General features: G+C 35.8%; 10 protein-coding genes and 2 pseudogenes. 6 read left to right on the top strand and 6 right to left on the bottom strand.

Going from position 1 to position 11,417, the window contains the following annotated elements:
- Nucleotides 1–79 precede the first annotated feature (79 nt).
- From K6959_RS16630 to dnaB, 6 genes are all read left to right on the top strand, one after another.
- A complete protein-coding gene (locus tag K6959_RS16630) occupies nt 80–271 on the top strand; it encodes a hypothetical protein (RefSeq protein ID WP_223087090.1) in 192 nt (63 codons plus the stop codon).
- Nucleotides 272–527: 256 nt separating this feature from the next.
- Nucleotides 528–767, top strand: a complete 240-nt coding sequence (gene rpsR / locus K6959_RS16625) for a 30S ribosomal protein S18 (RefSeq protein WP_163242294.1) — start codon at nt 528–530, stop codon at nt 765–767.
- A gap of 157 nt (nt 768–924) precedes the next feature.
- Nucleotides 925–1,866, top strand: a complete 942-nt coding sequence (locus K6959_RS16620; RefSeq protein ID WP_163242293.1) for a YybS family protein — start codon at nt 925–927, stop codon at nt 1,864–1,866.
- 24 nt (nt 1,867–1,890) lie between these two features.
- Nucleotides 1,891–3,864 carry a DHH family phosphoesterase gene (locus K6959_RS16615; RefSeq protein WP_163242292.1) on the top strand — a complete coding sequence of 658 codons (1,974 nt, stop codon included), beginning with the start codon at nt 1,891–1,893 and terminating at the stop codon, nt 3,862–3,864.
- Nucleotides 3,861–4,310, top strand: a complete 450-nt coding sequence (gene rplI / locus K6959_RS16610) for a 50S ribosomal protein L9 (RefSeq protein WP_163242291.1) — start codon at nt 3,861–3,863, stop codon at nt 4,308–4,310. Before K6959_RS16615 ends, rplI begins: the two co-directional genes overlap by 4 nt.
- 172 nt (nt 4,311–4,482) lie before the next feature.
- Nucleotides 4,483–5,847: a replicative DNA helicase gene (gene dnaB / locus K6959_RS16605; RefSeq protein WP_163242290.1), complete on the top strand. Its 1,365-nt coding sequence runs from the start codon at nt 4,483–4,485 to the stop codon at nt 5,845–5,847.
- Between the two features lie 168 nt (nt 5,848–6,015).
- Here the strand turns inward: dnaB and K6959_RS16600 are convergent, their stop codons facing one another.
- From K6959_RS16600 to K6959_RS16575, 6 genes and pseudogenes are all read right to left on the bottom strand, one after another.
- Nucleotides 6,016–8,100: an SA1320 family protein gene (locus K6959_RS16600; protein ID WP_223087089.1), complete on the bottom strand. Its 2,085-nt coding sequence runs from the start codon at nt 8,098–8,100 to the stop codon at nt 6,016–6,018.
- A 15-nt stretch (nt 8,101–8,115) separates the two neighbouring features.
- Entirely contained in the window at nt 8,116–9,063 is a 948-nt protein-coding gene (locus K6959_RS16595) for a DUF1672 family protein (protein WP_223087087.1), read from the bottom strand.
- Between the two features lie 257 nt (nt 9,064–9,320).
- Nucleotides 9,321–9,752 (bottom strand): annotated as a pseudogene (locus tag K6959_RS16590) (SA1320 family protein); the annotation flags it as partial.
- A gap of 14 nt (nt 9,753–9,766) precedes the next feature.
- Entirely contained in the window at nt 9,767–10,306 is a 540-nt protein-coding gene (locus K6959_RS16585) for a DUF1672 family protein (protein ID WP_223087083.1), read from the bottom strand.
- On the bottom strand, nt 10,300–10,716 hold the full coding sequence (locus K6959_RS16580; protein ID WP_223087081.1) for a DUF1672 family protein: 417 nt from the start codon (nt 10,714–10,716) through the stop codon (nt 10,300–10,302). Before K6959_RS16580 ends, K6959_RS16585 begins: the two co-directional genes overlap by 7 nt.
- 257 nt (nt 10,717–10,973) lie before the next feature.
- A pseudogene (locus K6959_RS16575) lies at nt 10,974–11,402 on the bottom strand (SA1320 family protein); the annotation flags it as partial.
- Nucleotides 11,403–11,417 lie beyond the last annotated feature (15 nt).

The raw sequence follows: 11,417 nt of genomic DNA, 5'->3' as shown, positions 1-11,417 counted from the left end.
TAGCAGGAATTATTTAGATATTAAGTGAATAACTTTATAATCGCTCTGGATAAGAGAATAGATTGGGGGTAAATACTTTATGGGCTACTTTGCATTCGTGTTGATAATTCTTATAGCACTGCTTGTGGATCTTTATTGGCTTGATGTTAATGGTAAACGTTGGGGTTGGATGAAAAATTGGTCTAAGCTCAATAAAACATTATTCTTTTCAGGTATTATTATTGTTTCAGCATTAATTTACTTTTCCTTCGGTACGAAATATTTAAACTGATAAAGGCTACTATTTTACTTGAAACAATTAATACAAAAAGCGTGTGTTTTAATATCACCTAAAATAATTCGTAACGTCTAAAACCTCTGAAATCAGGGAACAATTTAAGGTATAGATTACACACGAATTATGGTATAATAACCTTACCCTTTGGAATACCAAAGATTACACACGTTAGAGTGGGCATAACTACCGTTTTAACAGGTGGATGAGATTGAATATAAATGAATAATATCGATAAAGGAGGGAAACCTCAATGGCAGGAGGACGCAGAGGTGGTCGTGCAAAACGCCGGAAAGTGTGTTATTTCACATCACACGGTATTACACACATCGACTACAAAGATGTTGATCTTTTGAAAAAGTTTATTTCAGAACGCGGTAAAATTTTACCTCGTCGTGTAACTGGTACAAGTGCAAAATATCAACGTAAATTAACAGTAGCTATTAAACGTGCTCGTCTAATGGCACTATTACCATATGTTACAGGCGAATAATAAGATAAAAAAGGCAGTGGGTGTTAACACCTCACTGCTTTTTTACTCTAATCCCTTGTAAGCTTTACAACATTTTTTCCAAAAGCAAAATGTACACTGGTTGATTGCAGAATGAATTGTCGTTACAATAGGAATAGAATTTTTAAGGGGTGAACGAGTGGGAAATATACATAAATTAACAGAAGGAGCACTGTTTTTATCTATTTATGCTGTTCTATTATTAGTTTTTTTATATATTCCGGTTCTTGGAGTGGTTGTTTCTTTATTTTTAGTGTTTCCTTTTATTTTAATGACAGTAAAAAATGAACTGAAGTTTTCCCTTGTTTTTTTAATCGCCGCTACGCTTATTTCCCTTATTGTTGGCACTATTTTAGCTGTCCCGGTAACGATTACTTATGGAACAGTTGGAATGGTCATTGGCTACTTATTGAAAAAAGAGAATAGCCGGTTTGCCATTTACATTGGCGGCTCACTCGCACTTTTAATTAATATCGTACTTCAGTATGTAGTTGCAGTTAGCTTCTTTCAACTTAATTTTATTGAAGAAACGATTCAAGTGTTTCGCGAGTCAACGGAACTGTCTTTTGAGATGTTAGCAAGAATGGGACAAAGTCCAAATGAAGCATTACAAAAGCAATTTGAAGATACAATAAAATTAATGAAGACGTTAGCACCGAGTTTGTTTGTATTAATGGCTTTTATCGGAATGTTTGTTATTCAGCTAGTAAATATGCCTATATTGAGACGTTTCCATATTCAACCTCCAAAGTGGAGACCGTTTTGTGAACTAACATTGCCAAGAAGTCTTTTATTGTATTATCTTTTAACTATTTTGATCATTTTATTAGTAAAACCAGCAGAAGATCAATTTTTATACGGTGCATTAACAAACCTTTCCTTTATTTTGCAAGCATTAATATTATTACAAGGGTTTGCGTTTATTTTTTACTTTAGTTATTCAAAAGGATATTCGAAGGCGATTCCAATTATTGCAACAATCTTAGCATTCATCATACCAATTTTCCTTCCTATTGTAAGGATATTAGGTATAATTGATTTAGGATTTAATTTAAGGCAATATGTTGGGACAAAAAAGTAACATTTTGCTGTAGGAGCTGAAAAAATGCCATTATTTTCAGAAAAGCGATTTATTCGCTATCCTTTATTTGGATTAATCGGTGTGTTAGCTGTATTTCTCACAGCTTTAGCCTTTTTTAATTGGCTTTTTAGCTTAATAGGCTTTTTTTTAATTTCTATCCCGATTTATTTCATTTTTAAAGCAGATAGCCGACAGCGGAAAGAAACAGAACGGTATATCTCAACATTATCCTCCCGAATAAAAAAAGTTGGGGAGGAAGCTTTATTAGAGATGCCGATTGGAATTATGCTCATTAATGATGATTATTATATTGAATGGACGAACTCTTTTTTAGCATCATGCTTTGATGAGGACACTCTTGTTGGCAGGTCGTTATATGACGTTGCAGACTCGCTTATTCCTCTCATAAAACAGGAAATACAAACAGAAATGATCACTCTTCATGACCGGAAATTTCGCGTGATTCATAAAAGAAAAGAACGCCTCCTTTATTTTTTTGATGTGACAGAACAAATGGAAATCGAAAAAATGTATGAAGGTGAACGCACTGTCATTGCGATTGTCTTTTTAGATAACTATGATGATCTCACTCAAGGAATGGATGATCAAACGCGGAGCAGTTTAAATAGTCATGTTACGTCTATTTTAAATAAGTGGGCGAATGATTACGGTATTTTTCTTAAAAGGGTTTCTTCAGAGCGATTTATTTCTGTCCTGAATGAAAATATTCTTCAATCATTAGAGAAAAGTAAGTTCGCCATATTAGATGAAGTGAGAGAAATTACATCGAAACAAAATGTCCCGCTAACCTTAAGTATTGGGATTGGTGTTGGTATGCCCTCTCTCCCAGAACTAGGAACTTTCGCCCAATCAAGCCTAGATTTAGCGCTTGGAAGAGGCGGAGATCAAGTTGTGATAAAGCAGATTAATGGAAAAGTGAAGTTTTTTGGCGGAAAAACGAATCCGATTGAAAAAAGAACGCGCGTGCGTGCACGTGTCATTTCACATGCTTTAAGAGAGATTGTAACTGAAAGTGATAAAGTAATTATTATGGGTCATAAATACCCTGATATGGATGCAATTGGCTCAGCAATCGGAATTCAAAAAGTGGCACAATTAAATGAACGGGAAGGATATATTGTTATTAATCCTCAACAGATGGATACTGGTGTAAAAAGATTAATGGAAGAAATAAAACAGCATCCAGACTTATATGCTCATTTTATTACACCAGAGGAAGCGTTGGAAATAAGTGGGGACGATACGTTATTAGTAATTGTAGATACGCATAAGCCATCTCTTGTAATTGAAGAAAAACTTATCGATAAAGTGAGTAAAGTCGTAGTGATTGATCACCATCGTCGCAGTGAACAATTCATTTCAAATCCTTTACTCGTCTATATGGAACCATATGCTTCATCAACATCGGAGTTAGTAACAGAGCTGCTTGAATATCAGCCAAAACGGGGCAAGATTAACCGTTTAGAAGCGACTGCGTTATTAGCTGGAATCATTGTTGATACAAAAAGCTTTACATTACGGACTGGATCTCGTACTTTTGATGCTGCTTCTTATTTGCGATCACGGGGGGCAGACACGGTGTTAGTACAGAAGTTTTTAAAAGAGGATATTGAAACGTATATTAAGCGAGCGAAAATTATTGAGACCGTCACGTTTTATCACGATGGAATAGCAATTGCAAAAGGAGATCAAGATGAGACGTATAGTCAAGTGCTCATTGCTCAAGTAGCAGATACGCTGTTATCAATTGACGGGATTAATGCTTCATTTGTTATTTCAAAACGATTAGATAACCGAATCGGAATAAGTGCTCGTTCGCTTGGAGAAATCAATGTCCAAGTAATTATGGAGAATATGGATGGCGGCGGCCATCTAACAAATGCTGCGACACAATTATCAGGAATTACAATTGAAGAGGCAGAACAGCGCTTAAAAGCTGAAATAGATGAATATTTAGAAGGGGGAACGAAAGAATGAAAGTCATTTTTTTAAAGGATGTTAAAGGAAAAGGGAAGAAAGGCGAAGTAAAAAATGTTGCTGACGGATATGCGCACAACTATTTATTGAAAAACGGATTAGCCGTTGAAGCAACTCCGGGCAATTTGAGTACTCTTAATGCGAAAAAGAAAAAAGAACAACAGCTTGCAGAGGAAGTGCTTAAGGAAGCTAAAAAACAAAAAGAAGCTTTAGAAAAGCTGACAGTTGAGCTTTTTGCCAAATCAGGGGAAGGCGGCCGTTTATTCGGTTCAATTACAAGTAAGCAAATTGCTGATGAGCTGCAAAAAAAACATCAAATAAAAATTGATAAACGAAAAATAGAATTAAGTGATGCCATTCGTTCATTAGGTTACACAAAGGTTCCGATTAAGCTTCATCCTGAAGTATCAGCAACGCTAACTGTACACGTAAAAGCAGCAAACTAAAATTTCCAATTAAACTATAAAAGAGACATGGTAAAATAGATTTATAACGATTCAGGATATTTGGAAGACTAGTAGATTTAAGATGAAAAGCGTTGAACATATGATCGGTGTCATACTGATCATTTTTTTCTTTGATGAGCCTTATTCCTCTTGTAAAGGGAGGTCATGATGAATGAGTGATATATTGGCTGATCGCCTTCCGCCTCAAAATATCGAGGCGGAGCAGGCTGTTCTTGGGGCTGTTTTTTTAGAACCGTCTTCGTTAGTGCTCGCCTCGGAAGTATTAATACCTGAGGATTTTTACCGTAACAGTCACCAGAAAATCTTTCATGCGATGCTTAAGCTTTCTGATGAGGGGAAAGCGGTTGATTTAATAACAGTTACAGAAGAATTAGCTGCTGCCCAGCTACTTGAGGACATAGGCGGTGTCAGTTATTTGAGCGAGCTTGCTGGGTCAGTTCCAACTGCGGCTAATATTGAATATTATGCCCAGATTGTTGAAGAAAAAGCACTGCTGCGCCGGCTTATTAGAACTGCAACAGAAATCGTTCAAGATGGATATGCAAGAGAAGATGAAGTCGATGAACTATTAAGCGAAGCAGAAAAAAGAATTATGGAAGTAGCCCAACGGAAAAATGCCGGCTCTTTTCATAGTATAAAAGATGTTCTTGTACGAACATATGATAATATTGAGCTACTTCATAATCGTAAAGGTGAGGTAACCGGTATTGCAACAGGCTTTACAGAGCTTGATCGTATGACGGCTGGTTTTCAACGAAATGATTTAATTATTGTTGCCGCCCGTCCTTCTGTAGGGAAAACAGCCTTTGCTTTAAATATTGCCCAAAACGTCGCCACTAAAACAGATGAAAATGTCGCCATCTTCAGCTTGGAGATGGGAGCAGAACAGCTTGTCATGAGAATGCTTTGTGCAGAAGGAAATATTAATGCGCAAAATCTTCGGACTGGTTCATTAACGGATGAAGATTGGCGAAAGCTTACAATGGCAATGGGAAGTCTATCAAATGCCGGCATTTTTATTGATGATACACCTGGAATCCGAATTAGTGAGATTCGTTCTAAATGTCGGCGGTTAAAGCAAGAGCATGGACTTGGAATGATTTTAATTGACTACTTGCAGCTTATCCAAGGCAGCGGTCGAATGAAAGAAAATCGTCAACAAGAAGTATCGGAAATTTCCAGATCTTTAAAGGCGTTAGCTCGTGAATTGGAAATTCCAGTCATTGCCCTTTCCCAATTGTCTCGTGGTGTTGAACAACGTCAGGATAAGCGTCCTATGATGTCTGATATTCGTGAATCAGGAAGTATTGAGCAAGATGCGGACATTGTTGCATTTTTATATCGTGATGACTATTACGATAAAGAATCGGAAAACAAAAATATTATCGAGATTATTATCGCTAAACAGCGTAACGGTCCAGTCGGAACGGTTCAGCTTGCATTTGTGAAAGAGTATAATAAATTTGTAAACTTAGAGGTTCGCTACGAAGATAGTTCGATTCCGCCAGGTGCATAAATTTTTTAGAATGGGGATATTTCATTCAGGTGTTTTTTCAGCTAGAGATTTCCCCTTTCCATTTTTTAACCTTTAATGCTAACTAATCTTTGATGGGATTCATGTTGGAAGCTAGCGGAGAATGTTAAGTAGATGTTCCATGTTGTCTTACGAGAAGTTCATCTAACTTTAGATTATTTTCACACGGTCGACTTGCTCGTTAAGGAGCTTGATGTTTTTTGAAACGCTTTTTGACATCTCACATAACGCATCGATCGCCTTCGCCTTATGGTTAGATAATTGATAAATAATATCATTAAAAAGAAGTTCCATTTCTTCAAGAATAGCAATTGCTGCTAAATTATAAAGATGGACATTGAAATATTTTGAAATTCCAAATAAAGCGGTATCAAAATATTGTCTGAAATTACTTAAAAACTGAGGATAATTGACAACCAAAGCGTTAATCCCTTGTGAAACACCTTCAACTGTTGCGGCCATCTCCTGCAAAAGCCCTGAAATTTCATCAACCGTTGTTCTCACTTTTTCTCTAAAATCCCCAAAAAGTTTTAACACCTTTCCTACCCCAGGGGGAAGAGTGAGCATATTTGGAACTTGCTTAATTGTAAAAGCGATTGTTTCGATTGTAGTTGCTAAAAAGTCTAATACTGTTTGTAACGCAGTAAGTATTGGCGTAAGCAACGTTTCAGTATTGTGAGTAAAGTTAGTAAAGGCTAACTCTAAATGAATCTCTTTTATGTTCATTTTTTCTTCCATGTAAGGTGATTCTTGAATGCAGTATAAGCTTGGTTGAATGTCTAAAGTGACATCATCAATTCCTTGATTATTTTTAATCGCTTGTGCTAAGCTTTCATCACGCTTCTCAAAAGCTTCTGCCACTTTTGCTACTAGAGTTGCAAAATCAGTTAATTGCTGAACAACCTTTTCTTTATTTAGATTAATAATGTCAAAGTGTGCGTGTAATTCTCCGACAATCGCATCAACGAACATATCTTTTCCGCCTTCAAACAAAGCAGGGATTTTTTCATGTTGAATATGGTAAACGCAAGCTAAAAATTCATCAATTAAAGCCTTGATTCGATATAAAAAACCCCTTGCTTCACCGATCACACTTTCAACGCTTAGATCAATTTTTAAAATGTATTCTACTAACTCTACAGGGCTTGAGTTTAAAATGATATTTAATGATAGAGCTTTTCTTTCTACATCGTTGAGAAGGAAAATAAGTCGATTGATTTTCGAATGAAAAAAGTCCCCAATTAAAGAAAGCCCGTTTGAAATTGGATTTCCGCCAACAGTTTGAAAGAATTCAAGAAAACTATTTTTTAGCTCGTCTATTCGAGTAGAAAATTTCTCTCCTTCATCTTCGACAATCGCAATTGAATTTGTTAAATAAGTATCGGCACGCTCCAAACGAGGTTTAACATTGTTCTTTAAAGCATGCGCTAACAAATCAAGATTTTCTTTATTAATTTCGATCCTTTCTGAGCTACCCTCATAAAGCGGTTCACCGGTCCAAATACTTAGAACGATATGTTCATCTGCATCGATATAAATGTTTCCGTTTCCCGGCTCTTCCTCGTCACCAATTGGGTAATACTGCGTTTTATCTTTATTTCTAAGAAAGCCAGTGTGATTAGTACCGATTTTCTCTTTCGTGAGAATAGGAATACCATTTTTAATCGTAAATTGCTTTCCAGGAATGCGGTCGTGCATTTGCAAAGCAGTTTCTGCCCTTGTTAGCACATCATATAGACTAAAATAATTCGTCATATTCGAATAATCTTTATTTGGGTCTACCATTTTATCAGGAAGAATCGCTGGATTTAACGTAACAGCCTTCACATCTGGATGCTCAATCGCAACTGAATTCGTTAAACCCCCACCAAGTGAGTTTCCGCAGATCGAGGAAATGCCGTATTTCTCATCCATTTCATTAAAATATTTTCGAGCTTCTTTTATTTGCTCAGGTGTTAAGTCGCTTAATAGTTGAATGTCCGTAATCAAATCTTGTTTTCCATTTTCAGCGTGTATATCTGTACCGACGTATACAACAGTGAATTCGCCACTTTCTATATTTTGGACTGTGAGCGCGTCAAGTCCTGTAGGGTGATTATATTCTGTGTCCATAACTATAAATCTTTTACCATTTACGGGGATTATACTTTGTTCTTTAAACTCACGATAAGCATGATAACCCGCTAACTCTACTAAATCTTTATCATCTGTCGCTGCTCGCTTTGCAGTAACCATTTCAATATCTCCTTCCTATTGCTTTATAATATAATCTGGTTCAGATTTTTCAAGACTATTATCTTTTGTTGCTATCGCACTCTTTTTGTTTACGTTATTATCATGTAAAAATACACTGTACCATCCTGGAGAGAGCCCGTCCATATTTTCCAAATCTAAAATAACTTGATTAAAAATTTCTTTATCTGGTTCAGTATTCGGTTTAGCCATATGTAAATGGATCGTAATCCTAAACATTTTTGGATCAAGTTCGTTCATGTTTAAAGCATTTTTCCATTCTTCTTTCGGTCTTTTCGGATTTGTAATGTACATTTCATAAAGAGGTTCAAACGTTTTATCAAAGATGGTGAGATAGTAATAAGGTGTCATATAACCACTTCCTCCCGTATTTTCGTTCGCTTCCTTTCTTACACCAACAACAGGGTATTTTTCGACAACTGATTCTAAATAACGATCAAGTGTGGCAAGCTCTTCCTCAAAAATTAACGCATATAACCCACCCATAATGGCATATTCAACTTGTCCTTCTTGGCACCATACTTGATCAGTTAACACTTTTTCTTCTTCAATATCGACCGGAACAATGGCATACGTGTAAAAGTGCGGTTCGCCGACCCATTCGACAAAAACCGTTGCCCCATCGATTGCCCCGACAGTGTTATGAACGATTACTTCAGTTTTATAGTTGTCAAGAAAGAATTTCTTTACCGCTTTATCAATTTCATCACGATGAGCTTTCGCAATTTTATCTGTTTTTTCACCATTGCGAAGTGTATAGCCTTGCCCTGTATATTCTTGAACTGGGACGTAATGCTCCCTTGCGTATTTTTCCTCTGGTGTTTCTTTAGTTTGTTCATTTTTGGCTTTGTTTGTTTTATGATTCGTGTTATCCATATTAAAGCAACCTCCTAGTAATAATGACATTCCAACACTGAAGGTGAGAATTTTCTTTTTATGTTTCATTGTGCTCATTCCTCCTTATGTAAGGTGAAAGGTTTTTACTATTATAAAAAAATAATTTACATGGCATCCTAATAATACCATAATATTAAGGTTGTTTCCTAAAGAAAAAAGAGAGAATAGAACAAAAAAACATAATAATTAGCTATCTATTTCTACAATTTTTTCAATAAAAATAAGGGGGGATCAAAAATAGAGGAAAATGTTGATTTCATGTTCTTTTTAATATTATAGAATAATTGAGAAGGTGTTTAGAAGAATGGATTTAACGTAACAGCCTTCACATCTGGATGCTCAATCGCAACTGAATTCGTTAAACCCCCACCAAGTGAGTTTCCGCAGATCGAGGAAATGCCGAATTCTTTATCCATTTCATTAAAATATTTTCGAGCTTCTTTTATTTGCTCAGGTGTTAAGTCGCTTAAAAATTGAATGTCCGTAATCAAATCTTGTTTTCCATTTTCAGCGTGTATATCTGTACCGACGTATACAACCGTATATTCGCCGGTTTTAACATTTTTAACTGTAAGTGCGTCGAGCCCCGTCGGATGGTTATAGTTTGTGTGAACAACTTTAAATTTTTTGCCGTTGACTATGATCTTTTGTTGTTCACTATATTCTCGATAGGCGTGGTAACCTGCTAATTCTACTAAATCCTTATCATCTGTCGCTGGTCGTTGTATAGTCGTCATATGTATTTCTCCTCCTACTCTTTCATAATATAATTTGGATCTGTTCTTCTAAGGGTATTGTCTTTTGAAGCTATTGCGTTCTTTTTATTCACGTTATTATCATGTAAAAATACGCTGTACGATCCAGGAGGGAGACCTTCCATATTTTCTAAATCTGAAACGATTTGATTAAAAATGTTTTTATCTGGCTCTGTATTTGGTTTAGCCATATGTAGATGGATCGTTACACTGTACATTTTTGGATCAAGCTCACTCATATTTAAAGCATTTTTCCACTCTTCTTTCGGTCTTTTCGGATTTGTAAGATACATTTCATAAAGAGGAATAAATGACTCACCAAATATTGTAAGATAATAATAAGGTGTCATATAACCACTTGCCCCTGTATTTTTGTTGGCTTCTTCTCGTACGCCAATAACCGGATATTTATCAACAACTGATTCTAAATAACGATCAAGTGTGGCAAGCTCCTCCTCAAAAACTAACGCATATAACCCACCCATAATAGCTTCCTCAATTTGTCCTTCTTGGCACCATACTTGATTAGTTAACACTTTTTTTCCTCATCAATATCAATCGGGACAATGGCATACGTGTAAAAGTGCGGTTCGCCGACCGATTCGACAAAAACGGATGCTCCATCAACTGCGCCGACAACGTTATGAACGATTACTTCAGTTTTATAGTTGTCAAGAAAGAATTTCTTTACCGCTTTATCAATTTCATCACGATGAGCTTTCGCAATTTTATCTGTTTTTTCACCATTGCGAAGTGTATAGCCTTGCCCTGTATATTCTTGAACTGGGACGTAATGCTCCCTTGCGTATTTTTCCTCTGGTGTTTCTTTTGTTTGTTCATTTTTGGCTTTGTTTGTTTTATGATTCGTGTTATCCATATTAAAGCAACCTCCTAGTAATAATGACATTCCAACACTGAAGGTGAGAATTTTCTTTTTATGTTTCATTGTGCTCATTCCTCCTTATGTAAGGTGAAAGGTTTTTACTATTATAAAAAAAATAATTTACATGTCATCCTAATAATACCATAATATTAAGGTTGTTTCCTAAAGGAAAAAGAGAGAATAGAACAAAAAAAACTAATAATTAGCTATTATTCTACAATTTTTTTCAATAAAAATAAGGGGGGTTCAAAAATAGAGGAAAATGTTGATTTCATGTTCTTTTTAATATTATAGAATAATTGAGAAGGTGTTTAGAAGAATGGATTTAACGTAACAGCCTTCACATCTAGATGCTCAATCGCAACTGAATTCGTTAAACCCCCACCAAGTGAGTTTCCGCAGATCGAGGAAATGCCGTATTTCTCATCCATTTCATTAAAATATTTTCGAGCTTCTTTTATTTGCTCAGGTGTTAAGTCGCTTAATAATTGAATGTCCGTAATCAAATCTTGTTTTCCATTTTCAGCGTGTATATCTGTACCGACGTATACAACCGTATATTCGCCGGTTTTAACATTTTTAACTGTAAGTGCGTCGAGCCCCGTTGGATGGTTATAATTTGTGTCTACAACTCTAAATTTCTTCCCATTAACTACAAGTGTATCATCTTTATCATGAGAGCGATAAGCATGATAACCAGCTAATTCTACTAAATCTTTATCATCTGTTGATTTTCTCTGTATAGTCATTACGCTAATCTCTCC

It is taken from the genome of Bacillus aquiflavi, from assembly GCF_019915265.1.
GTDB classification, from domain to species: Bacteria; Bacillota; Bacilli; order Bacillales; family Cytobacillaceae; genus Bacillus_BT; species Bacillus_BT aquiflavi.
The sequence above is the reverse complement of the archived record's forward strand: the minus strand, read 5'-3'. Positions and strand labels throughout refer to the sequence as shown.

Excerpts from the sequence above, each read along its gene's own strand:
- K6959_RS16630 (WP_223087090.1), top strand. The coding sequence starts at position 80 with ATGGGCTACTTTGCATTCGTGTTGATAATTCTTATAGCACTGCTTGTG.
- K6959_RS16595 (WP_223087087.1), bottom strand. The coding sequence starts at position 9,063 with ATGAAACATAAAAAGAAAATTCTCACCTTCAGTGTTGGAATGTCATTA.
- rplI (WP_163242291.1), top strand. The coding sequence starts at position 3,861 with ATGAAAGTCATTTTTTTAAAGGATGTTAAAGGAAAAGGGAAGAAAGGC.
- K6959_RS16615 (WP_163242292.1), top strand. The coding sequence starts at position 1,891 with ATGCCATTATTTTCAGAAAAGCGATTTATTCGCTATCCTTTATTTGGA.
- K6959_RS16600 (WP_223087089.1), bottom strand. The coding sequence starts at position 8,100 with ATGGTTACTGCAAAGCGAGCAGCGACAGATGATAAAGATTTAGTAGAG.
- dnaB (WP_163242290.1), top strand. The coding sequence starts at position 4,483 with ATGAGTGATATATTGGCTGATCGCCTTCCGCCTCAAAATATCGAGGCG.
- rpsR (WP_163242294.1), top strand. The coding sequence starts at position 528 with ATGGCAGGAGGACGCAGAGGTGGTCGTGCAAAACGCCGGAAAGTGTGT.
- K6959_RS16580 (WP_223087081.1), bottom strand. The coding sequence starts at position 10,716 with ATGAAACATAAAAAGAAAATTCTCACCTTCAGTGTTGGAATGTCATTA.